Below are 24,893 nucleotides of genomic sequence, written 5' to 3'. Positions count from 1 at the left end.
ATAATCTCAATTGATGTAAACTGGACTGAAGTCCAGCTCTACAAAATAATTCGTTCCTTCGGAACTTTGAAAGAGCCAAGAGGCTCGATATATATTGTAGGGCCGGATTTTAATCCGGTTTGACGTGCGATGATTATGTGGAAATAATAAACCCGATAGATTTTAAATCTATCGGGTTTATTATTTTAAATGAACTTATATTTCTTATATGGTTTAAAAAAGAAAAACCTAAATTTTCTTTCTCATTCTTGCAACCGGAATATCAAGTTGTTCACGATATTTTGCAATAGTTCTTCTTGCAATTGGATACCCTTTTTCTTTTAAGATTTCGGCCAATTGATCGTCTGGAAGCGGTTTCTTTTTATCTTCTTCTTCAATTGTATTCTTAAGAATTTTTTTGATTTCTAAAGTGGAAACATCTTCACCCTGATCATTTTTCATCGCTTCAGAGAAAAATTCTTTAATCAGTTTTGTTCCGTATGGCGTTTCCACATATTTACTGTTAGCAACACGCGAAATCGTCGAAATATCCAAACCAACCATATCTGCAATATCTTTTAAGATCATTGGTTTTAGTTTGGTTTCATCGCCGTCCAGGAAAAATTCTTCCTGATAATGCATAATCGCATTCATCGTTACAAAAAGTGTTTCCTGACGTTGTCTAATCGCATCGATAAACCATTTAGCCGAATCCAGTTTTTGTTTGATAAACTGAACTGCATCTTTCTGTGCCGTCGATTTATCACGAGAATCTTTATACGTCTGCATCATTTCCTGATAATCTTTAGAAACGTGCAGGGAAGGAGCATTTCGCCCGTTTAGAGTTAGTTCCAATTCGCCATCCACAATTCTGATAGCGAAATCCGGAACCACATTTTCAGTTACTTTATTATTTCCAGTAAAAGATCCTCCCGGTTTTGGATTTAATCTTTCAATTTCGTGAATTGCTTTTTTAAGCTGTTCGTTCGAAACGCTGTATTTCTGTAATAATTTGTCGTAATGTTTCTTTGTAAAAGCATCAAACTGATTTTCAATAATATCGATTGCCAAGTCAACATATTCAGTTGGCGTTTTATGCTTTAATTGTAATAATAAACATTCCTGTAAATCACGCGCTCCAACTCCCGAAGGTTCAAGTTCATGAATGACATGCAGCATTTTTTCGACCATTGCTTCATCAGTATAAATTCCCTGAGTAAAAGCCATATCGTCTACAATATCCGGAACACTTCTGCGGATATAACCCATATCATCAATACTTCCAACAAGAAACTCCGCGATTTCGCGTTCTTCATCGTTTAAAATAAAAGTATTCAGCTGATTGATTAAATCCTGATGAAAACTAATTGGCGAAGCAAAAGGCGTTTCGCGTTCTTCATCATCACTATAATTGTTAACCTGAGTTTTGTAATCTGGAGTATCGTCGTCGCTTAAGTATTCGTCAATATTGATATCATCTGCTTCGATTCTGTCCGATTCTGCATCATCATAATCGTCGTAGTCTTCATTTGCGAATTCATCCGCTTCGTATTCTTCTTCTTTTCCTGCTTCAAGAGCCGGATTTTCGTTCATTTCTTCTAATAAACGCTGTTCAAAAGCTTGCGTAGGCAATTGAATTAACTTCATCAGCTGAATTTGCTGTGGAGATAATTTTTGGGATAATTTTAAATTTAAAAATTGCTTTAGCATTTGTTTTTGTTAAAAGTTTCAAGTTTCAAGTTTCAAGTTTCCAACTTAATGGATAAACTTAAAACCTGAAACTTGAAAACAAATTTTATAATTTTAGTTCAAGTTCCAACAACCTGAAACTTGAAACCTGAAACTTTTCAACTTTTTAGAATTCCGCGCTACCAGGAGTTCTAGGGAAAGGAATTACGTCTCTAATGTTTGTCATTCCAGTTACAAACAATACCAAACGCTCAAATCCTAAACCGAAACCTGCGTGAGTTGCAGAACCAAATCTTCTGGTGTCTAAATACCAGTATAATTCTTCTTCGTCGATTTCCAGAGCTTTCATTTTTTCAACCAAAACATCGTAACGCTCTTCTCTTTCAGAACCACCAACGATTTCTCCAATTCCAGGGAAAAGAATATCCATTGCACGAACCGTTTCTCTTCCTGGCTCCGTGTTGTCGTTCAAACGCATGTAAAACGCTTTAATGTTTGCCGGGTAATCAAATAAAATTACCGGACATTTAAAGTGTTTTTCTACTAAATAACGCTCGTGTTCAGATTGTAAATCAGCGCCCCATTCGTTGATGATATATTGGAATTTCTTCTTTTTATTTGGAGTAGAATCTCTTAAAATATCAATTGCTTCTGTATAAGAAACACGTTTGAAGTTGTTTTCTAAAACAAAGTTCAATTTCTCTAACAAAGCCATTTCGTTTCTTTCCGCTTGTGGTTTTGATTTTTCTTCTTCAAGAAGTCTTCCTTCTAAGAATTTCAAATCATCTTTACAATTGTCTAAAGCATATTTAATTACATACTGAATAAAATCTTCAGCCAAATCCATGTTGTCATCAAGATCGTTGAAAGCAACTTCCGGCTCGATCATCCAAAACTCAGCCAAGTGACGAGAAGTGTTTGAATTCTCTGCTCTAAAAGTTGGTCCAAAAGTATAAATCTGACCCAAAGCCATAGCAAAAGTTTCACCTTCTAACTGTCCAGAAACCGTTAAGTTGGTATGTTTTCCGAAGAAATCTTTTTTGAAATCAATGTTTCCTTCTTCATTTTTTGGAAGATTGTCAAGTGGCAATGAAGTTACCTGAAACATTTCCCCAGCACCTTCAGCATCAGCTCCAGTGATAATTGGTGTGTTTACGTAAACAAAACCTTTATCCTGAAAATATTTATGAACTGCATAAGACAATACCGAACGAACACGCATAATTGCTCCAAAAGCATTAGTACGTACACGTAAATGTGCTTTTTCTCTTAAAAATTCTAAAGTATGTTTTTTAGGCTGCATTGGGAATTTTTCAGGATCAGAATCTCCAAGAATTTCCAATTTAGTAACCTGAATTTCGTATTTCTGACCCGCACCTTTACTTTCAACCAAAGTTCCAAATACAGAAACCGCAGCTCCGGTCGTGATCCTTTTTAAAGTCTCTTCCGGTGTATTTTCAAAATCAACAACACATTGTATATTATTAATGGTAGAACCGTCATTAAGCGCGATGAACTGATTATTTCTAAAAGTTCTCACCCATCCTTTTGCATTCACTTCCTGTAGCGTCGTCGTACTGTTTAATAAGTCTTTAACCTTTGTGTGTTTCATTTTAATTTTAGATTTTTAGATTTCTGATTTTAGCTTAAAATAAAATCAGTGTTTTTTATATCGAATTGCAAATATAAACGATAATAATTAATTTTTGAAGCTGTTTCCTGCTATCCGCTATATCTTTTTCTTGCTAAAGGAGCAAGAAAAAGGATGTCGCTTCTATCAGGGCTAGGGCATTCGGTTTTATGATAACCTTTTTTATTTCTTAATTTTTGTCATTGCGAGGAACGAAGCAACCTCACTACGATAAAACATAAGACTTGATCTACTAAATGAGATTGCTTCGTTCCTCGCAAAGACTTAACGTTGCGTATAAAAAGAATTCGTGCTAATTCGTGACTCGAGCGATAGCGAACAGGTGAAGCAAATTCGTGGCAAAAAAGAAAACTTCTATTTCTCCAAATTCTCCAATTCCTCTTTCTTAGTTTTTTTCTTCTCAAAAGTCAAAACCAGCGAAGGCAGTACAACTAAATTCGCAAACATTGCAAAAGCCAAAGTACAAGAAATTAATCCTCCAAGCGCAATAGTTCCGCTAAAGCTTGATAATGTAAAAGTCGCAAAACCTAAAATCAAAACTACAGAAGTGTAAAAAGTACTAATTCCAGTTTCTCTTAAAGCACTGAAAACCGATTTCTTAACTTTTCCGCCGCTTTGAAGCAAGTCATGTCTATATTTCGCCATAAACTGAATTGCATTATCAACCGAAATTCCAAAGGCGATACTAAATACCAAAATCGTTGAAGGTTTCAACGGAATCCCGAAATAACCCATTAATCCAGACGTAATACAAAGCGGTAAAACATTTGTAATTACAGATGCCATTACCATTTTGAAAGATCGGAATAAATATAAAATCAGAATTGCAATCGTTAAAATCGCGAAGATTAATGACTCAATTAAGTTTTCTACCAAATATGTAGTTCCTTTTTGGAAAACCAATGCTTTTCCGGTAACGGTAACTTCATAACGATCTTTTGGGAAAATTTCATCGATCTTGCTGTGCAATTTTTTCTCCACTTTAGCCATTTCGTCCGTTCCAATATCTTTCATGAAAGTCGTGATTCGGGCATATTGTCCAGTCGAATCAACATAAGCTTTCATTAAGTTTTCTTTACTGTTTTTGGTTGCATTTTTAGCGTAACTCAAAATAAAAGTCTGTTCCTGCGAAGTTGGCAATTGGTAATATTCTGGATTTCCGTTGTAGAAAGCCTGTTTCGAATATTTAACCAAATTCACAATGGAAACAGGTTTTGCCAATTCTGGAATTTCAGCAATTGTATTTTGCAGTTCATCCATTTTACGAATAGTCGAAGCCTTCATAACACCTTTTTTCTTTTTGGTGTCAATCATGATTTCAAGCGGCATAACTCCGTTAAACTCTTTTTCGTAAAATAAAATATCTTTAAAGAAAGAAGCGCTTTTTGGCATTTCACCAATCAAACTTCCTGAAACTTTCATTTGTGAAACTCCAATTACGCTGAAAACCAAAAATAAACCGTAAACAATATAAACGTATCGACGTTTTGTTTTAACTACATCTTCGACCACATTTAATAAAGTCGAAATGTAAGTTTTAGTCAAATGGTATAAATGTTTTTCTTTTGGCAATGGCATAAAACTGTATACAATTGGCACAATGAAAAGGGTCAATAAATAAACAGAAATTACGTTGATCGAAGTTACCAGACCAAATTCAAAAAGCAGATCATTTCCGGTAATCATAAACGTAGCAAAACCAATCGCAGTCGTTAAATTCGTCATTAAAGTCGAAACCCCAATTTTTGAAATTACACGCTGCAGCGCCTTAGCCTGATTATTATGTAATTTAATTTCCTGCTGATATTTATTGATTAGAAAAATACAGTTCGTAATTCCGATAACGATAATCAGCGGTGGAATAATTGCTGTTAAAATCGTGATTTTATAACCAAATAATCCAAGTGTTCCAAACGACCAGATTACACCGACAATTAAAATACAAATCGAAATAAAAGTCGCTCTGAATGAACGGAAAAAGAAAAAGAAAATCAACGAAACAGTCAATAAAGCAGCACCAATAAAAAGACCAATTTCGCCTTTCATATCAGCCGCATTGATCGTTCTAATGTATGGCATTCCAGAAACTTTAAGATCGATTCCGGTTGTTTTTTCGAATTTATCGATTTTCGGAACCAGGTTTTCAAGTATAAAAGTTTTTCTTTCAGCAGTATTTACCAGTTTTTTATTGATGTAAATTGCAGAGCGGACACTTCCGCTTTCTTTATTGAATAATAATCCTTCGTAAAAAGGTAAATTATGGAATAAATCGTGCTGAACGTTTTTTAAATAGGCAGGATCTAAAACTTTGGTTTGATCGATAAATGGTGTTAAAACAAATTTTTCATTAACGGTATCTTTCTCCAGTTTTTTCAAATCATTTAATGAAACAACTAAATCAACTTCTTTAGATTTTTTTAAACCCGTCATTAACTCATTCCAGGCAGCATAATTCTTTGGAGTAAAAAAGTTTTTGTCCTGAAAACCAATTACAACCAGGTTTCCTTCCTCGCCAAACTTGTCTAAGAATTTTTGATATTCTTTATTTGCGATATGATCTTTTGGAAGAAGGTTTGCTTCAGTATAAGTCATAGCAAGGTTTTTCCATTGGTAACCAAGAAAAATAGTTAAAGCAGAAAGGATGACCAGAATTGTAATTCTGTTTTTAAGTATGATTCGGGCTAATTTCTCCCAGAACCCAACTTTAATAGCGTTTTTCATAAAATCTTTAAAAATGGTTGCAAATGTAGTGAAAACTGCTCAAAATCATAAACAATCGATTGTATTTTACTTAATGTTAACACAAATGAACACCTTAAAAATTTGTGATAAATTTCTTTCTTTTCACTGTTTAGTCGTTAGCTTTTCTCATATTTGCAGTTAATTTAAAAATGAAAAGAAAATGAACTGGATTTTATTGATTATTGCCGGACTATTTGAAGTGGGATTTGCATCGTGTCTAGGAAAAGCAAAAGAAACATCAGGAATTACATCAACTTATTGGATGGCCGGATTTTTTGTATGTCTTTCAATCAGTATGATTTTATTGTATAAAGCAACGCAAACTTTACCAATTGGAACCGCTTATGCCGTTTGGACAGGAATTGGAGCAGTTGGAACTGTTTTAGTCGGGATTTTTATTTTCAAAGAACCGGCAGCTTTCTGGAGAATATTTTTCCTTACAACATTAATTGCTTCTATTATTGGGTTGAAATTCGTTTCAAGTCATTAAAAAAATATGGCCCGCTGATTTTACGGATTGAACTGGTTTACGCAGATTTTCTTTTTAAGATTTATCCGTTATATAAAAAATAAAAATTCGTGTTAACCAGTTCAATCGGTAAAATCTGTGGGCTAAAAAAAACTTTTAATCAATCTTAAACAATGCAAGAAAACAATACCACAACTTTTATTTTTTTAGCGATTCTTTTACTGTTGATTGTCATAATTTGTTTTATGATTTATCAATTAATGCAGGCAAAAAAAGCAAAAGATAATGCCGAGAAAAGTTTTTATGCACTCGAAGCAAAAGTAAACGACTTGCAGTTAGAAAATTTAGAGTCAAAACTAAATCCGCATTTGTTTAAGAATATTTTGAATTCGATTCAGTCGCACGCATATCAAACTTATTTTGCTCTGGATAAACTGGCCAATGTGCTGGATTATATTTTATACGAAAGCAAAAAGAAATTCGTAACCGCAAAAGAAGAAATAAATTTCGCATTGAATTTAATCGAAATCAATAAAATCAAAATCAGTCCGCTTTTTGAACTGAAGATCAAAACCAATATCAACGAAGATGATAAATTGTACGATCAGCCTTTGCTGGCGCCTTTGATTTCGATTGATTTAATTGAAAATGCCTTTAAACATGCTGATCTTCAAAGTGCCGATGCTTTTATTTCGGTAGTTTTTGAATTTCGTGATAATGCTTTTTCTATGACCGTTTCAAATAAGATTTCAGATAAAAAAGTATTGAAAAAAGAGCGAAGCGGTTTTGGTCACGCCACTTTAGAACATCGTCTGCGCATTATTTACAAGAATAATTTTAAACTTGATAAATTTGTAGAGAACGATGTTTATATTGCCCACCTAAAAATAGATTTACTTGAATACAAAACTGAAATGCTTGCTTCTGGACGATGAGATTCCTGGATTAACGTACTTAAAAATGCTTTGCGAACAAATTCCTGAACTGGAAATCATAAAGACATTCAATAATCCGCAGAAACTTTTGTCTGATATTCCCGAACTCGAATTTGATTTGCTAATTTCAGATATTGAAATGCCTGGAATGGACGGACTTCATCTGGCTGAAATGGTTGGTAATAAATTAGTGATTTTTTGTACCGCCTATAAAGAATATGCCGCTGATGCTTTTAATATCGATGCGGTAGATTACATCACAAAACCGGTAAAACTGGAACGTTTGCAAAAAGCAGTCTCAAAAGCTTTAGAACGTTTTGAAAAGCCGGATGCGGCCAAAAAATTCATTCAGTTAAATACCGATAAAGGAAAAACACTGCTTTATTTTAATCAGGTTCAATACATCAAAACTGCTGTAAGTGACAGTCGCGATAAAACGGTTTTACTTGCCGACGGAAGTTTTTTAAATTTGAAAAACGTAAAATTCGATACACTTTTAAAAGAATTACCTGAAACCGATTTCTGCCGAATTAACAAAAAAGAAATCATTGCCGTAAAAGCGATAAAATTCTTCAACCACAACGAAATTGTACTGCATCACATTGAAGAAAACAATAAAAATACTACTTTAATTTTAAGCGATACTTACCGATCTGATTTTTTGAAAAAGGTAAAATTATAAGCTCTTCGACTTCGCTCAGAGTGACAGCACAGAACGTTTAAGAATAAAGTTTTAGCTATTATTTGAATTTGAAATTTCAGGATTTGGAATTTTATTTTACTGTCAGGCTGAGCGAAGTCGAAGCCCTTTTTAGTTCCATAGGCTTTTGACTTTGCTCAAGATGACAATGCTTTTTCGATGTTGCTTTTAACTTATTACAAAGTTTTTCCGACTTGTTACATACATTGAAAATTAGGTGTAAATTTACTTTTCCACTTGAAGCCCACTTCTGATATTTGCGGCAATAATTAAAAGAACGAGTTATGAATAACATTAAGAACTCCTTATTCTATGTAACCATTATTGGAGGTTTTACCGCTCTGATATATTGGGTAATTTCAAAAGGCGCTGCACTAGAAGTAGGCCGTAATATCATCAAGAAAAAAATCGAAAGTAATCATTGGAATGATTTTCTTCATTCAATGGTTGAAAATTTACAGCATCCATTAGCTATTTTACTGGCGCAGATTGTGACTATTATTTTAGTGGCACGTTTGTTTGGATGGTTTTTTAGAAAAATTGGACAGCCGTCTGTAATTGGTGAAATGATCGCCGGAATTGTTCTTGGACCATCTTTAGTTGGGATGTATTTCCCTGAATTTTCTGCAGCGTTGTTTCCAAAAGAATCCTTAGGGAACTTACAATTTTTAAGTCAGATTGGTTTAATTCTTTTCATGTTCGTTATTGGAATGGAACTGGATTTGAAAGTACTAAAAAACAAAGCACACGATGCCGTTGTTATTAGTCACGCCAGTATTGTAATTCCGTTTGCATTAGGATTAAGCTTAGCATATTATATATATCATACTTTTGCGCCGGTTGGTGTGGAGTTTGCTTCTTTCGGATTGTTTATGGGAATTGCGATGAGTATTACTGCATTTCCGGTTTTGGCCAGAATTGTGCAGGAAAGAGGTATGCAGAAAACCAAACTCGGAACCATTGCCATAACGTGTGCCGCTGCAGACGACATCACGGCTTGGTGTATCCTGGCTGTTGTGATTGCTATTGTAAAAGCAGGTTCTTTCACGAGCGCATTATACGTGATTGGTTTAGCAATTTTGTATGTAATTATTATGTTGAAAATCGTTCGTCCGTTCCTAAAACGTGTTGGAGATTTAAATTCAACCAGAGAAAGTTTAAACAAACCAGTTGTTGCGATTTTCTTCATTACACTTTTAATTTCTGCATACGCTGCTGAATTAATCGGAATCCATGCTTTATTTGGAGCTTTTTTAGCGGGAGCAATTATGCCGGAAAACAATAAATTCAGAAATATATTTATTGAGAAAGTAGAAGATGTTGCGATAATTGTATTACTGCCATTATTCTTCGTATTTACAGGTTTACGTACACAAATAGGTTTGCTTAATGATCCCGGATTATGGAAAATTACCGGATTAATTATAGCGGTTGCCGTGGCCGGAAAATTCTTTGGAAGCGCATTAGCAGCAAAATTTGTGGGTCAAAACTGGAAAGATAGTCTGGCTATTGGAGCCTTGATGAACACGAGAGGTTTAATGGAACTGGTTGTTTTAAATATTGGATATGATCTTGGTGTTTTATCTACAGAGATTTTTACCATGATGGTTATTATGGCATTGGTAACTACTTTTATGACAGGTCCGGCCTTAGACTTCATCGGGTTTATTTTTAAAGATAAAATTACCGCTATTCCGCAGGAAATTGGAAACAAAAGCAAATACAAAATACTGCTTTCATTTGGAACTCCTGAAAGAGGAAAAAAACTGTTGCAAATTGCCAATAGTTTAGTTAAAAAACAGCAGGATAATTCAATTGTAACGGCAATGCATTTGTCTTTAAGTACAGAAATACATTCATTTGATATAAAAGAACACGAACGTAAAATGTTAGTTCCGGTTATTGATGAATCTCATAAGCTGAATCAAAATATGGTCAGTCTGTTTAAAGTTTCTAATGATATTGATACCGATATTATTGACGCGGCGAACCAAGGCGAATATGATTTACTATTGGTTGGTTTAGGTCAGTCTATTTTTGACGGAACTTTACTTGGAAAAATTCTTGGTTTTACAACCCGAATCGTAAATCCGGATCGTTTAATTGACAAGTTTACCGGAAAAGAAGGTTTGTTTGAAAATAATCCTTTTGACGAAAGAACACGTCACATTCTTGCAAAAACCAAAATGCCGGTTGGTATTTTTATTGATAAAGATCTTGAAGAAGTGAATCAGGTTTTCATGCCGATTTTTAGCCGTGAAGATGCTTTTTTAATTGATTTTGCTAAAAAATTAATCAATAATAATGGTTCGCAAATTACAGTTCTGGATGCCAGCGGAGAAGTAAAAAACACACGCGATATTCAGGAAACGATTCGTTCTATCGAGCAAATTGCACCAAATCATATTATGATTATGCACGACAGAACAATCAAAAAAGATTTTCTGGATAGTCAGAACTTAATGATTATAAGTTTAGACAGCTGGAAAAAGTTGATTGAATCTCAAAGTACATGGCTGAATAATACGCCTTCGGTGCTGATTTTGAAACCTAGTTAGTTTAAAATTCCAATATTTAAATTCCAAATTCCAATTTTTAAGATTGGGGTTTGGGATTTTTTTATGGTATTAATTGTCTGCAGACCTTTGTCAAAGTTTAAAACTTTGACAAAGGTTAACCGTAAAGTTTATTATAGAAATCGAAATGACAAACTTTGTGTATAATTAAACTTTGTGGAGTTACGAGACGATCCTTCGACTTCGCTCAGGAAGACAAAAATAGGAGAACTGCTTTGTGCTCTCATCAAAACATGTTTTCTTAATAAACTTTGCAAACTTTGCGAAAAAAAACTTTGTGACCTTTGCGGTTAAACTCGCTCTAATTGGAATTTGGAATTTTAAGATTTGGAATTTAAAATTTATAATCCCAAATCAAGAACATAAGAAATCTTAACCGCAATATTATCATCAAATTCAGGTAATTGATTTGGTCCATAGCGATAGAATCCGCCGAGACCAAAACCTTTGTAGATTTTATTTAATTCAATTCCCGATTCGAAGAAACCTTTATCTAATGTTTTATAAGTTGGGCCAACATGCTGTTCTGGTTTTTCCATATTTCCCCACGCCATTCTGGTAACTAAAACCAATGAAGGACGTACTTTTTTCATGATTTTAATTCTATCAAAACCATGTTTGATTTGGAAAAACACATATTGACTGGAGAAAAATTCATTAAAAAACATAGTTTCAAAACTGTTTCTTCCGGCAAAAGTTATACGCTGGATAATAGTTTCCTTAGTAAGATTATTCGGCATGGTATTATATAAATGCGTAATCGGAACATCACCTATTGCATGACCTCCCTGTAAAAGCAGACTTGTTTTTTGACCGTTTAGATATTTCTTTTCGTACTCCGTTTTGAAATCTATTTTTCCGAAACTAAAATCATTATCTAAAACATTTGGCAGCGATTGTGTATACTGAAAAGTAAATCTCGGGAATCTTTTATCAGATTCAGTTCTTCCTGTTGGAGTCTGCATAAAGTCGCTGAAAGGCGCCCAAACAATAGAAACCATTGCGGTTGTCATAATAAAACTTGAATACAACTGACCGTTGTAATTAAAAAGATAATCGAACTTAGGCTCAACATACGTTCTGGATAGTTCCAGAACAGCTTCTGTCTTCGGGATAATTTTCGTTTGCACATTTGCTTTCCAACTAGTGTATTTGTAGAAAGTACTAATGTTGATTGGTCTAGGGTCATAAATTTTAAATACACGTTTGTCAACAGCAAAAACGGTACTCGCAATTTCCCGAACATCATCTGTATATGATCCGTTTAACCAAGTGTTCGTATTTTGGTCTAATAAAACACCAGCTCCTAAATTGTATTTAACAACACCGTCTTTTGTACCGTATGCCGTATAGCCTTCAATTCTAAAATCTTTAGAAAATTTATCATTTGTAATGCCTCCAAGACCTAACCGAAAACCTTCGTAATTGTTGTAACTAATAATTTTCTTTAAATCTAAATCAACAGGGCCAATTGGAATATAGCCATTAATGATTTTTCTACCTAATCCTAAACGTTTTTCAATTCTTTTATTAACGGATAAACTATCTAATAATTGATACGTTTTCTGGCTTTTTTGGTCTAAAGCTTCTTTACGGTACTGATTCCAGAATTCTTCCGGTTTTTTGCTTGCATCGTCTTTAATTTCAATATAAAGAGATGGGTTTTTTATTGGAGTTTCGGTATTGTAATTAATATCAAAATTATTACTTTCAGAAAGTAAATAGGTGAAATCTGAAGCGGCTTTTTTTCTAGGTTCAAAATCTTCGGCAACATCTCCGTCAAACTGAATCGTTCCGCCTAAAATTTTAATATCATCGTCATTTTTACCTTTTACGATTTTAAAAGTCGTATTACTTTGAAACCATACTTTTTCATTTGGCACGTAATCAAATTCGTGAATACCGCTGATGTCCAAAACGCCTTTTATGCGCATTACCGCTTTTGCAATAGCAAAATTTTGCAAGTCGATATACAACACACCTTCTAAGCCTGATGTTCTTCGTTTGTGTTTATTTTTAAAGTAAATCATAAAAGTTTCACGTCCTTTTATGTTTACGGTATCCAGTAATTTGTAATTGTAGGTTCCAGGAGCTGTGTTCGAAATAGGATTTTCGTATTTAGTTTCAAACAGCTCGTATTTGTTATCGTAAATCGAAATAGACTGTAAATTGAAAGCGATAACTTCATAAATAGGATTTTTAAAACCGGCTATTTTGGTTCCCAGAACCGTTTCTTTAAGTTTATTATTTCCGAATTGATATTGTGAAACTTTTTCGGTTTGAAATAAATGCTGTTTGCTTATTATTTCTTTGAATTTATAATCAGAAGAATCGATGTTGATTTTCTTTTTATTAAAGTCTTTATAAACGGCAGAAGAATCTATTCTCCCGTCAATTGAATCCGGATTAGCAGTAACAATAAGTTTATTATAGGTTTTATACTCAAAACTGCTTAATTTTTTCTGCGGATTATTATTGTTTTTATTGGCAATAACTTTTTTGATAATCGTTAAAGCCGGATTTTCATTAGAAACAATAACTTCTTTTAAATCATCTGTTTTTTGAGATAATGAAACAGAATAAAACTTTTTGTTTTCTACTATGGCAATAGTTTTAGTTTGAAAACCAATATAGGAAACAATAAAATTTCCCGAGTTTATAGAAGTTTTGAATGTAAATTTCCCGTCAACATCCGTAATTGTGTTGCTATTATCAGAAGTTTTAATAGTAGCGAAAGGAAGCGGCTTGTTGTTTGAATCTGTTACAATTCCGCTTATTTGAAATTGCGCCTGAATACTAAGCGTGAAAAATAAAGTCAAAAAACAAAATAGCCTCATAGAGAATTATATAGATTCAAAAACGGAAAGAATTCAATTTTGGTATGCAAAAATAAGAATAAAAAAATCCGTCTGATAATTTTACCAGACGGATTTTTCAATTTCAGTATCAAATACTTAAACCTTCATGATTTCAGCTTCTTTTGCAGCTAATAATTCATCAATTTTTTTAATATAGGTGTTTGTTAAGTTTTGAACTTCTTCTTCTGCAGATTTACAAATGTCTTCAGAAGTTCCTTCTTTTTCTAATTTTTTGATGTCAGTATTTGCATCTTTACGAGAGTTACGAATACCAATTTTTGCATCTTCAGCTTCAGATTTAGCTTGTTTAGCCAGATCACGACGACGCTCTTCTGTTAAAGGCGGAACGCTGATAATGATAACATCTCCGTTATTCATTGGATTGAAACCAATATTAGCAATTAAAATAGCTTTTTCAATGGCTTGTAACATGTTTTTTTCGAAAGGCTGCAAAGTAATTGTTCTTGCATCAGGAACACTGATTTTTGACACTTGAGAAAGTGGCGTTGCAGATCCGTAATAATCAACAAAAACACCTCCAAGCATAGCCGGAGAAGCTTTTCCTGCACGAATGTTTAGAAATTCTTTCTCTAAGTGTGCAATAGAACCGTTCATAGATTCTTCAGTACTTTCTAATATAAAATCGATTTCTTCAGTCATTTTTTTTTAGTTTTCAGTTTTTCAGTCTCAGTTTTCAGTTTAAGCCGTTGCGACTGTAAACTGTTACTGGGGCTTATATATTTACTACAGTTCCGATGTTTTCTCCTTCGCAGATTTTTAAAAGGTTTCCAATTTTGTTCATGTCAAAAACAACAATTGGCAATTTGTTTTCCTGGCTTAAAGTAAAAGCTGTTGTATCCATTACATTTAGTCCTTTTTTAAGAACATCATCAAACGAAATAAAATCAAATTTTACAGCCGAAGCATTTTTTTCAGGATCAGAATCATAAACGCCATCAACGCGTGTTCCTTTTAAGATCACGTCAGCATTGATTTCGATTCCTCTTAAAACCGCTGCAGTATCAGTTGTAAAATATGGATTTCCTGTTCCGGCACCAAAAATAACAATTCTTCCTTTTTCTAAGTGGCGATCTGCTCTTCTTTTAATATAAGGTTCTGCAATAGATTCCATTTTTAAAGCAGTCTGCAAACGCGTTTTCATTCCCTTGTCTTCAAGTGCGCCCTGCAAAGCCATTCCGTTAATAACAGTAGCAAGCATTCCCATATAATCACCTTGTACTCGGTCCATTCCTGCGCTGGCACCGGCAACGCCTCTAAAAATATTTCCTCCTCCAATAACGATTGCAATTTCTACTCCCTTTGCATGGATCTGTTTAATTTCATCTGCATATTCGGCTAATCTTTTAGGGTCAATTCCGTATTGTAAATCACCCATTAAGGCCTCACCGCTAAGTTTTAGAAGAATTCTTTTATATTTCATATTTCGTGTTGCGTTAATTTGTGCAAATATAGACATATTCTGATTTTTAAAAATAATGTTTACAAAAAATTAATTGTACTTGAGATTTAATTTTATAACGACTTTTTTGATTTTTTCTTTTGAATGTGATAAAAGTCATTCGAGGTTGTTTTAAAATCCGTAATTTTATAGTAAGCAAAATAAACCTCTATGAAAAGTACTGTAGCCAAAGCATTATTCAACAGTCATTCCTATGCTGAATATCGAAAATTAGTTACTGATTTATTATCTGAAGGAAAATCAACAGGAAGCCAACAGTCTGAAAGTCTGACTAATTATTCCAAATTGAACGAAGCCAGAATGAATCGATTAGAAAAAACAATCAAAATCTCTGAAGATGTCATTTCAAAACTCCAGCATCTGGATAATCATTATATCTGGCTTGTAATTTCTGAAGGCTGGTGCGGAGATGCAGCACAGATTCTTCCTATTTTAGATAAAATGGCGCATGCATCTAATAAAAAAATTGATCTTCGAATTGTACTTCGTGATGAAAACGACGAATTGATGAATCAATATTTAACAAACGGCGGAAGAGCAATCCCAAAAGTTATTGTGATTTGTAAAGAAGCCGGAATTGTTCGTACCGATTGGGGACCAAGACCAAAAGGCGCAGCCGAATTAATGGCTAACCATAAAAGAGATGTTGGCCCAATTGATGAAAAAATTAAAACCGATTTACAATTATGGTATCTCGCAGATAAAGGTCTTTCTGTGCAGGAAGAGCTGGTCGAAATCATGGAAAAGATCAAATATAACCGACTTTAATTGTTGATTACTTTTGTAATACTTGTCTGAAACCCTTTGATGGTAAAGTGTTGATAGTAAATGTTATAATGTTTTTAAAAAATGTAAGAAAATAGTTTTTTTATTAGAAAATTTTGTATCTTGCTATAACCAATCCCACTTCTATTATATATTTTTTGATTTACTCTTTTTATTGGTGTCTATTTTCTACTAACAATTAAAAATGCACTATTATGAAAAAGTTATTCGAAAGGTTTTATGATTTTTTCTCCAGATATTTATTCGGAGGACAAAGAAATGTTCCTCACTATTGATTAAGCAATAAGTATGGAGTAACATTATTTTAGGAGTAGGCACATTACAATATTTATATGTAATGTGCTTCTTGTTTTTTATGAAGTAAGACTTTCTTCAAACAACGTAATATCAATCGCATTTTTTACGTCATAGTCACCAATCTTTGTTCGGCGTAAAACAGTTAAATGCGAACCGGAATTCATTGCTTTTCCAAAATCGTAAGCCAGAGAGCGAATATACGTTCCTTTACTGCAAACTACTCTAAAATCAATTTCAGGCAGCGCAATTCGTGTAATTTCAAATTCATGAATCGTAGTTTTTCTGCTTTCAATCTCTATAGATTCTCCGGCACGCGCATGTTCATATAAGCGAACACCATCTTTTTTAATAGCCGAAAAAATGGGCGGTTTCTGGTCGATTTCGCCTAAAAATTGTTTCACCGTTTCGTGAATTAAAGCTTCGTCGATATGTTCTGTTGGAAAAGTCTGATCTATTTCGGTTTCTAAATCATATGATGGAGTAGTAGCTCCAATATAAAACGTTCCCGTATATTCTTTTGCCTGACCCTGAAGTTCAGAAATTCTTTTGGTAAATTTTCCAGTACAGATTAATAAAAGACCGGATGCTAACGGATCTAAAGTTCCGGCATGACCAATTTTAAACTTTTTTGGAAGCCCAACTTTATTAATTAAAAGGTATTTTAATTTATTGACCGCTTGAAACGAACTCCATTTTAAAGGTTTGTCTATCAATAAAACCTGTCCGTTTAAATATTCTTCGGGTGTCATTATATAATGGTAAGCGGGTGAATGAAAAAGTGAATCAGCAATAAGATGATTCCGGCAAGAATTCGGTAATAACCAAAAACTTTAAAACCATTTTTAGTCAAAAATCCAATAAAGGTTTTAATAGCCAAAAGCGCTACAATAAAAGCAACTATATTTCCAATAATTAAAATATTGATCTGATCATGAGATAAGTCGAAACCTGCTTTGTAATAATCATAACATTTTTTTGCAGTTGCACCTAACATTGTTGGAACGGCAAGAAAAAACGAAAATTCGGCAGCCGTAGTTCTTGATAATTTTTGAGACATTCCGCCCACAATACTTGCGCCGCTTCGTGAAACTCCGGGAATCATCGCAATACATTGAAATAATCCAATTTTAAGAGCTTGCAAATAGGTGATTTCTTGTGAAGTTTCGGCAGTATTCGGGTTGTTGAACCATTCGTCAACTTTCAATAAAATTAATCCTCCAATTAAAAGAGAAACTGCAACTGTAACCGGATTTTCTAATAAACCATCAATAAAGTCACTTAGCAATAATCCTAAAACTACGGCCGGAATAAAAGCAACTAAAAGTTTAAAGTAAAAATCAAGCGTTTGAAAGAAACGTTTAAAGTATAAAACAACAACCGAAAGTATAGCGCCAAGCTGAATAACAATCGTGAAAAGTTTAGTGAAATCTTCGTGTGCGATTCCAAAAAAAGAAGAGGCAATAATCATGTGTCCAGTTGAAGAAACAGGTAAAAATTCTGTGATTCCCTCAATAATGGCAAGAACGATAGCTTGTAATGTGTTCATTAGAAATTTTAGATTTTAGATTTTAGATTTCAGATTCTTCCTTTCGCTGCGCTCAAAGTTTTAATTGAAATCTATAAACCTGATTTATTTAGATTTTTTGAAAATAGAATAAATCGTGATTCCAAAACCAATTAAAACAGTGGTTGGAGCTAAACGAATACGTCTAAAACTAAAAACATCCTCATTAAAAACATTCGGATTATCACTTCCACCGCCAGACATTAAAATAAATCCTAATGCAATCACACCAATACCAATTAATAAAATTTTGTAATTGATGCCGTCAAAAAGGAATTCCTGTTTTTGCTGTTGTTCTTCTTTAATATTGTTGTTCTTCATTTTTTATATTTTGTTGCCCTGAATAATCAAGGACATTTTTATTTATTTGTCAGCCTGAGCGAAGTCGAAGGTCTTTTCAAATCTAAAATCTGCAATCTAAAATTAATAAAGATCGTCAGTTCTTAAATTAAGGAAACGCTGTGTTGCAAAGTGTGTGCTTACCCAGGTAATTAAAACCCCTAATCCGAAAACGGCCAATAAAACCAGTCCAATTAAAGCTTTATCTTCTAAAATTCCTAAACCAGGGAAATTAGTTTCTACATAGAATAAAAGTCCAATTAAGGCGATAATTGCCAATAAAGCACCAAGCATTCCTAATTTTACGCTGCGTGTTACAAAAGGTTTACGAATGAACGATTTTGTAGCACCCACCATTTGCATGGTTTTAATAATAAAACGGTTGGAATGGATTGATAAACGAAGCGAACTATTGATTAATAAAACAGCAATTACAGTAAGGAAACCACTGATAATCAAAATCCACATACTTACTTTTTTAATATTGTCGTTTACAAGGTTTACTAATTGTTTGTCGTAAACAATGTCTTCAATCATGGTGTTTTGACGTAATGCACTTTCGATTTTAGAAATACTGTCCCTTTCAACATAATCAGCTTTTAAGTGAATGTCGTATGAATTCAATAATGGATTTTCGCCCAAAAATGTCAGGAAGTCTTCTCCAATAATATCAGTATGTTCTTTTGCTGCTTTTTCTTTAGTTACATAAACATAAGAAAGCGCAAAAGGAGCTCTTTTTAATTCTGAATCAAATGCTTTGATAATACTGTCATTCGCTTCGTTTTTAAAGAAAACCGTCATGGCGATTTTTTCTTTAAAATCATCTGCCAGTTTTTTAGAATTGATAATGAATAATCCCAGTACTCCCAAAAGGAATAAAACCAAGAATACACTTAATACAACCGAAAAATAAGAGGAAATTAACCTGCGTTTTTGAAATTTATCAAAATTAGAACTCATAGATACTTAAATTATGTGGTAAAAATAATAAAGAATTTCTTTATTTAAAGTTAATAACAAACTTTTATACTATAAATGTACGATTTGATATTGAATAAAAGTTTTTATTTAACCGCAAAGTGCGCAAGGTTTTCGCAAGGTTCGCAAAGTTAAAAGAGAATAGCTGCAGATTAAAGGATTAAAATGATTTCAAAATCTGTGTGAATCCTTTTAATCTGTGGTTAAAAAATAGTAACGCAAAGTTCACAATGTTATTTTAAAGGTATTGTTTTATAAAAATACAAAGTTCGCAAAGCTTTGTGTTGATAAGCTTTGTGAATAGCCACAGATTAAAAGGATTCACACAGATTAAAAAAAATCCTTTTAATCTGTGGCAAAAAAAAGCAAAGTTCGCTAAGCTTTATGAACACAAAGCTTAGCGAACTTTGCGGTTAAATATTAAATTTTGCTGGTTTCCCAAACTAAAGATAAATAATACAATCCGCCAATTGACGGCCCGCCAAGAATGGAAGTATAAGGTTTATTTAAAATATTTGTTCCTCCTAATTTTGTAGTAAGGCCAGTTTTTTTGAAATTATAATTGATTTGTGCATCCATTGACCAATAAGCAGGAACAGTCCCGCTGACTAAAAAAGAAACATAATCAAAATTGTTTTGATAACGCGCTGTAGCACTTGTACTAAGATTTTTCCAGATCTTTTGGGCTAGTAAAGTTCCGTTTACATTAAATTCCGGCGTGTTGACACCATCTTCTAAACTATCTTTATCGTCAGTTCGGTCGAGTTTTGGGTTTTATTAATCTCGCAAAGACGCAAAGGCGCAAAGTTTTTTTTCTTTTTTAAGATTAAAAATTATTCTCTTTGCGACTTAGCGTCTTTGCGAGATTAAAAATAAACTCTGCGAATTGATTTCTTTAAATTAAAATTTCAGATTTTGAGTTTCCTTTTCAGCAAAATCTTTGATGCGTTTTTCGAGTTCGTAAAAAATGGTTATCGCTCTTTCTCCGGCTTCTGTCAATCGTGCGCCGCCACCGCCTTTTCCGCCCAATAGTTTTTCAACAAGCGGACTTTCGGCACGCTGATTCATTTCTTCAACTAATTGCCAGGCTTGTCGATACGCCATTTTCATTTCTTTCGCAGCATTTGTAATCGAACCGGTTTTTCGGATATTTTCTAAAAGCCAGACTTTGCCAATACCAAGAAAGGCGCCTTCAGTTTCTTCAATCCAAACCCGAACTTCAATAGAATATTTTTTGCCGTTACTCATTCTGAACTTTAATTATTGACTTTGTAAAAATAATTGTTTTCATGTAAAAATATTCTTCTAAAATACTAATTTTTGAATGAGTAAAATATTTTGTCTACGTAATTTAAATACAAACATAAGTATTTTTACTTAATTTAAAATAAGTATTTTGTTATTTTATTTGTTTGTCAATGAAATAGCTTTGGTACAATGCGCAATAAATGTAAATTTGCGCCTAATAATTAATTTAGTGAAAAGCCTTAGAACCTTAGTAACTTAGAATCTTAGTCACTTAGAAATGAAGTACAATCCAAACGAAATTGACGCCAAATGGCAAAAATATTGGGCAGAAAATCAAACTTTTGCAGCAAAAAATAACTCTGAAAAACCTAAACATTATGTTCTCGATATGTTTCCTTATCCATCTGGAGCAGGATTACACGTTGGGCACCCACTGGGTTACATAGCTTCAGATGTGTATTCTCGTTTCAAAAGACACCAGGGCTTCAATGTTTTGCACCCAATGGGTTACGACAGTTTCGGATTGCCGGCAGAACAATATGCAATCCAGACAGGACAGCGTCCTGAAGATACAACACGCGTAAATATTGACGGTGGTGTAGATAAAGAAGGAAAGCAGATTGCCGGATACAGAAAACAATTAGATAAAATAGGATTCTCTTTTGACTGGAGCCGTGAAGTACGAACTTCAAATCCTGATTATTACAAACATACACAATGGATTTTTATCCAATTGTTCAATTCTTGGTACTGCAGAAAACAAGGACAGGCGTTTGAAATTTCAGAGCTTGTAAAAGTTTTTGAAGAAAGCGGAAATGCATTGGTTGAAGCAGTTTGCGACGATAATGTTGCGATTTTTACTTCAGAAGAATGGAATTCTTATTCTGACGATCAAAAAGAAAAAATTTTGTTGCAATACAGAATGACGTATTTGGCAGAAACAGAAGTAAACTGGTGTCCTGGTTTAGGAACTGTTTTGGCAAATGATGAAATTGTAAACGGAGTTTCGGAACGTGGAGGATTTCCTGTTATAAGAAAAAAAATGACACAATGGAGTATGAGAATTTCTGCTTATGCCGAACGTTTACTTCAAGGTTTAAATGATATTGACTGGAGTGAATCTATAAAAGAATCTCAAAGAAACTGGATCGGAAAATCGGTTGGAGCTTTGGTGACTTTTAATTTGAAAAATCACGATGAGGTAATCGAAGTTTTCACGACTCGTCCTGATACTATTTTTGGGGTAACTTTTATGACTTTGGCACCAGAACATGATTTGGTTGCTAAAATTACAACTCTGGAACAAAAAGCTGCAGTTGAAGCGTATATAGAAAAAACAGCAAAACGTTCTGAGCGTGAGCGTATGGCCGATGTAAAAACTATTTCAGGAGTATTTACAGGAGCTTATGCAGAACATCCATTTACAAAAGAAGCAATTCCGGTTTGGATTGGTGATTATGTTTTGGCAGGTTACGGAACTGGTGCTGTAATGGCGGTTCCTTGCGGAGACGAAAGAGATTATGCTTTTGCTAATTTCTTTAAAGGTCAAAACGGAATGCAGGAAATAAAAAATATCTTCGCTAATGTTGATATTTCTGAAGCGGCTTACGGGTCAAAAGACAATGTTGAAATCGCAGCTTCGGATTTCTTAAACGGATTAAATTATAAAGACGCAACAGCAAAAGCGATTTATAAACTTGAAGAAATTGGGCAGGGAACAGGAAAAACAAATTACCGTTTGCGTGATGCAGTTTTCTCTCGTCAACGTTATTGGGGTGAACCGTTCCCAGTTTATTATGTAAACGGATTGCCTAAAATGATTGATGCACAGCATTTGCCAATTATTTTACCGGAAGTTGAGAAATATTTACCAACAGAAGACGGTTTGCCTCCATTAGGAAATGCAGCAGTTTGGGCTTGGGATACAAAACAAAATAAAGTTGTCGATACTGATTTAGTTGACAATGTTTCAGTTTTTCCTCTTGAATTAAACACTATGCCGGGTTGGGCGGGAAGTTCATGGTACTGGATGCGTTATATGGATGCACACAACGAAAATGAATTTGCAAGTAAAGAAGCTCTAGCTTACTGGGAAAGTGTTGATTTATACATTGGAGGAAGTGAACACGCAACTGGACATTTATTGTATTCTCGTTTCTGGAATAAATTCTTAAAAGACAAAGGTTTCGCTCCAACCGAAGAACCATTCAAAAAACTGATTAATCAGGGAATGATTTTGGGGACTAGTGCTTTTGTTTACAGATTAGAAGGAACAAATACTTTTGTTTCTAAAAATAAAATCGGAGATCAAAAAGTACAGCCAATTCATGCTGATGTTTCAATGGTAAATTCTTCTGATGAATTAGATGTTGAAAAATTTAAAGCTTGGAGAGAAGATTATGCTGATGCAGAATTTATTTTAGACGAAAACGGAAAATACATTGTTGGTCGTGAAGTCGAAAAAATGTCGAAATCAAAATACAATGTGGTAACGCCAGATGATATTTGTGCGGAATATGGTGCTGATACATTACGTTTATACGAAATGTTCTTAGGTCCGTTAGAGCAGGCAAAACCTTGGAATACTGCTGGAATTTCGGGAGTTTTTGGTTTCTTGAAAAAATTATGGAGATTGTATTTTGATGATAACGGTTTAATTGTAAACAACGACGAACCAACAAAAGACAACTTAAAATCATTACATAAAACAATCAAAAAAGTAGCAGAAGATATCGAGAATTTCTCTTTCAATACTTCGGTTTCTCAGTTTATGATTTGTGTAAACGAATTGTCTTCTCAAAATTGTCATTCAAGAGCAATTTTAGAACCGTTAGCCATTTTGGTTTCACCTTATGCGCCGCATATCGCTGAAGAATTGTGGTCACAGTTAGGACATACAACTTCAATTTCAGAAGTTGCTTTCCCTGCTTTAGATGCAAAACATTTAATTGAAACCAATAAAGAATATCCGGTTTCTTTCAATGGAAAAATGCGTTTCACAATCGAATTACCTTTGGATTTAACTCCACAGCAAATCGAAGAAATTGTAATGAAAGACGAAAGAACGTTAAAACAATTAGACGGAAAAACTCCAAATAAAGTGATTATCGTTCCTGGAAGAGTTATTAATCTTGTAGGTTAATTTTAAAATTGCTTCGCCTATTCGCTATCGCTCGAGTCCAATATAGAAAATTCCAAATTCCAATTTTACGATTGGAGTTTGGGATTTTTTTTGTTGAGTCTTTTTTGTCAGTCTGAGCGAAGTCGAAGACCACGCACGTAACTCTATAAAGATTGGCGATTTTCTTTGCGGAGCTTCTTGCGTGGTCTTCGACTTCGCTCAGACTGACAATTCGTAAAGTTTGTCATCCTGATTTCTATGATAAAACCAAATCTTTTTGATAATGGATTTGGTTTTTTATTACCGCAAAAACCCGATGTATTATTTTGTTTCTCACAGCGTTTAAAACGCTCATTTTATTCTTTCCTTCATCAACTTTTCTGATGTAGTATTTTCTTAAATCATTGTCTAATCGAACAGCGCTCATTGCGGCCAGATGCAGAATAGTTTTTAAATTTTTATCAGCAAGCATTGATACTCCAGGCCTTCTTTTTAATGATGTTCCGGATTGAAAATCAAAAGGTACAACTCCACTATAGCATGCCATTTTTCTTGGATCGGTTATAATTGTAAATCCTTCTGTTTTTGATAATAATGTCCAGGATAAAACCTGACCCACTCCAGGAACAGATTTTATCAATTTCTGCTGGTGATTAAGAGTTTCATCGCTTCGGATAATATTTTCAATATCATTTTCTATAATCTTAATTTGTCCTTCAATGTTCTTAATAAGTTTGATATTTAGGCTTTTTAGTTCTTTATCCAACCCAATATCCTTCATTAATTTGTAATCATGCTGTTGAACCACTAGCTGTTTTTTGATTTTTATTCTTAAAGCTCTTTCTGTCAATAGTATTTTAATCTTTTTAATAGAACAGGAACTTGGCTTCCATTCTCTGCTTTCCTTATAATTTTTTTCAATGAAATTACAAATACGAAGCGCATCAATTTTATCATTTTTACCTCTGACAAGACCTATACTTTTTTTTATATGCAGAGCCGATATCACATAAACTTTAAAGTTGAATTTTTCCAATGCTTCAAACAAATTCCAATTATATCTGCCCGTATTTTCCATGGCTACAATTACATTTTCATTTGAATATCTTTTAAAAAAACGCTTTATAGCCTGAACGTTATTCTCAATAGAATAGTAATTTAATGATTGTTCTTTAATACAGATATCTAAAGTCTTACTGCTGATATCAATGCCAATAATAATGTTTTTCATAACTTTGCTTTTACGATTCAACAAATGATTTGAGAAATTCATCATAAGCTCAACTCCTTGATAACGGGTCTCTAGCCCAAATTTCTATCTGAGTCTTTGATGAAAAGGAAGCTAAAGTCTTAATCAAGATATGAGCCACAAACTCGGAGGAACGAATAGTTCACTTTTGCTTCCTTTCTCAATCATAAATTTACTTAAAAATTCAAAAAACAAATCTAAAGGAGGAACGAAGGATTACACACGAAACTCG

General features: G+C 33.7%; 19 protein-coding genes. 6 read left to right on the top strand and 13 right to left on the bottom strand.

Annotated features, from left to right (window positions below):
• Nucleotides 1-228 precede the first annotated feature (228 nt).
• The 3 genes from rpoN to NLJ00_RS03310 form a co-directional block, all read right to left on the bottom strand.
• Nucleotides 229-1,689, bottom strand: coding sequence for an RNA polymerase factor sigma-54 (gene rpoN / locus NLJ00_RS03320; protein ID WP_053473445.1), 1,461 nt, complete (start codon nucleotides 1,687-1,689; stop codon nucleotides 229-231).
• Nucleotides 1,690-1,834: 145 nt separating this feature from the next.
• The gene (asnS, locus tag NLJ00_RS03315) at nucleotides 1,835-3,280 is read right to left on the bottom strand and encodes an asparagine--tRNA ligase (RefSeq protein ID WP_256636221.1); all 1,446 of its coding nucleotides are present in this window, start codon (nucleotides 3,278-3,280) and stop codon (nucleotides 1,835-1,837) included.
• 393 nt (nucleotides 3,281-3,673) lie between these two features.
• On the bottom strand, nucleotides 3,674-6,040 hold the full coding sequence (locus tag NLJ00_RS03310; protein WP_256636220.1) for an efflux RND transporter permease subunit: 2,367 nt from the start codon (nucleotides 6,038-6,040) through the stop codon (nucleotides 3,674-3,676).
• A gap of 181 nt (nucleotides 6,041-6,221) precedes the next feature.
• On the opposite strand from NLJ00_RS03310, the gene NLJ00_RS03305 reads away from it, so the two are divergent.
• From NLJ00_RS03305 to NLJ00_RS03290, 4 genes are all read left to right on the top strand, one after another.
• Nucleotides 6,222-6,551, top strand: coding sequence for a DMT family transporter (locus NLJ00_RS03305; RefSeq protein ID WP_053473269.1), 330 nt, complete (start codon nucleotides 6,222-6,224; stop codon nucleotides 6,549-6,551).
• 152 nt (nucleotides 6,552-6,703) lie between these two features.
• Nucleotides 6,704-7,465 carry a sensor histidine kinase gene (locus NLJ00_RS03300; protein WP_256636219.1) on the top strand — a complete coding sequence of 254 codons (762 nt, stop codon included), beginning with the start codon at nucleotides 6,704-6,706 and terminating at the stop codon, nucleotides 7,463-7,465.
• A complete protein-coding gene (locus tag NLJ00_RS03295) occupies nucleotides 7,428-8,147 on the top strand; it encodes a LytR/AlgR family response regulator transcription factor (RefSeq protein ID WP_180856889.1) in 720 nt (239 codons plus the stop codon). Before NLJ00_RS03300 ends, NLJ00_RS03295 begins: the two co-directional genes overlap by 38 nt.
• A gap of 302 nt (nucleotides 8,148-8,449) precedes the next feature.
• A complete protein-coding gene (locus tag NLJ00_RS03290; protein WP_256636218.1) occupies nucleotides 8,450-10,723 on the top strand; it encodes a cation:proton antiporter in 2,274 nt (757 codons plus the stop codon).
• Nucleotides 10,724-11,082: 359 nt separating this feature from the next.
• On the opposite strand, the gene NLJ00_RS03285 is transcribed toward NLJ00_RS03290, so the two are convergent.
• The 3 genes from NLJ00_RS03285 to pyrH all read right to left on the bottom strand — a co-directional run bounded on the left by NLJ00_RS03285 (nucleotide 11,083) and on the right by pyrH (nucleotide 15,040).
• On the bottom strand, nucleotides 11,083-13,578 hold the full coding sequence (locus NLJ00_RS03285) for a DUF5686 family protein (protein WP_256636217.1): 2,496 nt from the start codon (nucleotides 13,576-13,578) through the stop codon (nucleotides 11,083-11,085).
• A 117-nt stretch (nucleotides 13,579-13,695) separates the two neighbouring features.
• Nucleotides 13,696-14,259, bottom strand: coding sequence for a ribosome recycling factor (frr, locus tag NLJ00_RS03280; protein WP_053472458.1), 564 nt, complete (start codon nucleotides 14,257-14,259; stop codon nucleotides 13,696-13,698).
• Nucleotides 14,260-14,332: 73 nt separating this feature from the next.
• On the bottom strand, nucleotides 14,333-15,040 hold the full coding sequence (gene pyrH / locus NLJ00_RS03275; protein WP_053472459.1) for a UMP kinase: 708 nt from the start codon (nucleotides 15,038-15,040) through the stop codon (nucleotides 14,333-14,335).
• 189 nt (nucleotides 15,041-15,229) lie between these two features.
• Between pyrH and NLJ00_RS03270 the strand changes: the two genes are divergently transcribed.
• Nucleotides 15,230-15,847, top strand: coding sequence for a thioredoxin family protein (locus NLJ00_RS03270; protein WP_256636216.1), 618 nt, complete (start codon nucleotides 15,230-15,232; stop codon nucleotides 15,845-15,847).
• A 371-nt stretch (nucleotides 15,848-16,218) separates the two neighbouring features.
• Here the strand turns inward: NLJ00_RS03270 and truB are convergent, their stop codons facing one another.
• The 6 genes from truB to NLJ00_RS03240 form a co-directional block, all read right to left on the bottom strand.
• Nucleotides 16,219-16,911, bottom strand: a complete 693-nt coding sequence (truB, locus tag NLJ00_RS03265) for a tRNA pseudouridine(55) synthase TruB (RefSeq protein ID WP_256636215.1) — start codon at nucleotides 16,909-16,911, stop codon at nucleotides 16,219-16,221.
• Nucleotides 16,911-17,708, bottom strand: a complete 798-nt coding sequence (locus tag NLJ00_RS03260; RefSeq protein WP_180856883.1) for an undecaprenyl-diphosphate phosphatase — start codon at nucleotides 17,706-17,708, stop codon at nucleotides 16,911-16,913. Before NLJ00_RS03260 ends, truB begins: the two co-directional genes overlap by 1 nt.
• Before the next feature lie 84 nt (nucleotides 17,709-17,792).
• Nucleotides 17,793-18,047, bottom strand: a complete 255-nt coding sequence (locus tag NLJ00_RS03255; RefSeq protein ID WP_256636214.1) for a DUF3098 domain-containing protein — start codon at nucleotides 18,045-18,047, stop codon at nucleotides 17,793-17,795.
• Nucleotides 18,048-18,149: 102 nt separating this feature from the next.
• Entirely contained in the window at nucleotides 18,150-19,025 is an 876-nt protein-coding gene (locus tag NLJ00_RS03250) for a cell division protein FtsX (protein WP_053472464.1), read from the bottom strand.
• 438 nt (nucleotides 19,026-19,463) lie between these two features.
• Nucleotides 19,464-19,622 carry a hypothetical protein gene (locus NLJ00_RS03245; RefSeq protein WP_180856882.1) on the bottom strand — a complete coding sequence of 53 codons (159 nt, stop codon included), beginning with the start codon at nucleotides 19,620-19,622 and terminating at the stop codon, nucleotides 19,464-19,466.
• Nucleotides 19,623-19,943: 321 nt separating this feature from the next.
• On the bottom strand, nucleotides 19,944-20,291 hold the full coding sequence (locus NLJ00_RS03240; RefSeq protein ID WP_256636213.1) for a winged helix-turn-helix domain-containing protein: 348 nt from the start codon (nucleotides 20,289-20,291) through the stop codon (nucleotides 19,944-19,946).
• Nucleotides 20,292-20,568: 277 nt separating this feature from the next.
• Here NLJ00_RS03240 and leuS point away from each other — a divergent pair, with 277 nt between their 5' ends.
• Complete coding sequence (gene leuS, locus NLJ00_RS03235; protein WP_256636212.1) at nucleotides 20,569-23,433, top strand: leucine--tRNA ligase; 2,865 nt, start codon at nucleotides 20,569-20,571, stop codon at nucleotides 23,431-23,433.
• Between the two features lie 235 nt (nucleotides 23,434-23,668).
• Here the strand turns inward: leuS and NLJ00_RS03230 are convergent, their stop codons facing one another.
• Nucleotides 23,669-24,643 carry an IS110 family RNA-guided transposase gene (locus tag NLJ00_RS03230; protein ID WP_256636211.1) on the bottom strand — a complete coding sequence of 325 codons (975 nt, stop codon included), beginning with the start codon at nucleotides 24,641-24,643 and terminating at the stop codon, nucleotides 23,669-23,671.
• Nucleotides 24,644-24,893: the final 250 nt, after the last annotated feature.

Source organism: Flavobacterium panici, from assembly GCF_024499525.1.
GTDB lineage: Bacteria > Bacteroidota > Bacteroidia > Flavobacteriales > Flavobacteriaceae > Flavobacterium > Flavobacterium panici.
The sequence above is the reverse complement of the archived record's forward strand: the minus strand, read 5'-3'. Positions and strand labels throughout refer to the sequence as shown.

Bases quoted from the DNA above. Each gene is read 5' to 3' on its own strand.
- NLJ00_RS03305 (WP_053473269.1), top strand. From the start codon at position 6,222: ATGAACTGGATTTTATTGATTATTGCCGGACTATTTGAAGTGGGATTT.
- NLJ00_RS03300 (WP_256636219.1), top strand. From the start codon at position 6,704: ATGCAAGAAAACAATACCACAACTTTTATTTTTTTAGCGATTCTTTTA.
- NLJ00_RS03255 (WP_256636214.1), bottom strand. From the start codon at position 18,047: ATGAAGAACAACAATATTAAAGAAGAACAACAGCAAAAACAGGAATTC.
- rpoN (WP_053473445.1), bottom strand. From the start codon at position 1,689: ATGCTAAAGCAATTTTTAAATTTAAAATTATCCCAAAAATTATCTCCA.
- NLJ00_RS03310 (WP_256636220.1), bottom strand. From the start codon at position 6,040: ATGAAAAACGCTATTAAAGTTGGGTTCTGGGAGAAATTAGCCCGAATC.
- NLJ00_RS03260 (WP_180856883.1), bottom strand. From the start codon at position 17,708: ATGAACACATTACAAGCTATCGTTCTTGCCATTATTGAGGGAATCACA.
- asnS (WP_256636221.1), bottom strand. From the start codon at position 3,280: ATGAAACACACAAAGGTTAAAGACTTATTAAACAGTACGACGACGCTA.
- NLJ00_RS03250 (WP_053472464.1), bottom strand. From the start codon at position 19,025: ATGAGTTCTAATTTTGATAAATTTCAAAAACGCAGGTTAATTTCCTCT.
- NLJ00_RS03270 (WP_256636216.1), top strand. From the start codon at position 15,230: ATGAAAAGTACTGTAGCCAAAGCATTATTCAACAGTCATTCCTATGCT.
- NLJ00_RS03230 (WP_256636211.1), bottom strand. From the start codon at position 24,643: ATGAAAAACATTATTATTGGCATTGATATCAGCAGTAAGACTTTAGAT.
- truB (WP_256636215.1), bottom strand. From the start codon at position 16,911: ATGACACCCGAAGAATATTTAAACGGACAGGTTTTATTGATAGACAAA.
- leuS (WP_256636212.1), top strand. From the start codon at position 20,569: ATGAAGTACAATCCAAACGAAATTGACGCCAAATGGCAAAAATATTGG.
- NLJ00_RS03290 (WP_256636218.1), top strand. From the start codon at position 8,450: ATGAATAACATTAAGAACTCCTTATTCTATGTAACCATTATTGGAGGT.
- NLJ00_RS03245 (WP_180856882.1), bottom strand. From the start codon at position 19,622: ATGGATGCACAAATCAATTATAATTTCAAAAAAACTGGCCTTACTACA.
- NLJ00_RS03285 (WP_256636217.1), bottom strand. From the start codon at position 13,578: ATGAGGCTATTTTGTTTTTTGACTTTATTTTTCACGCTTAGTATTCAG.
- pyrH (WP_053472459.1), bottom strand. From the start codon at position 15,040: ATGAAATATAAAAGAATTCTTCTAAAACTTAGCGGTGAGGCCTTAATG.
- NLJ00_RS03240 (WP_256636213.1), bottom strand. From the start codon at position 20,291: ATGAGTAACGGCAAAAAATATTCTATTGAAGTTCGGGTTTGGATTGAA.
- frr (WP_053472458.1), bottom strand. From the start codon at position 14,259: ATGACTGAAGAAATCGATTTTATATTAGAAAGTACTGAAGAATCTATG.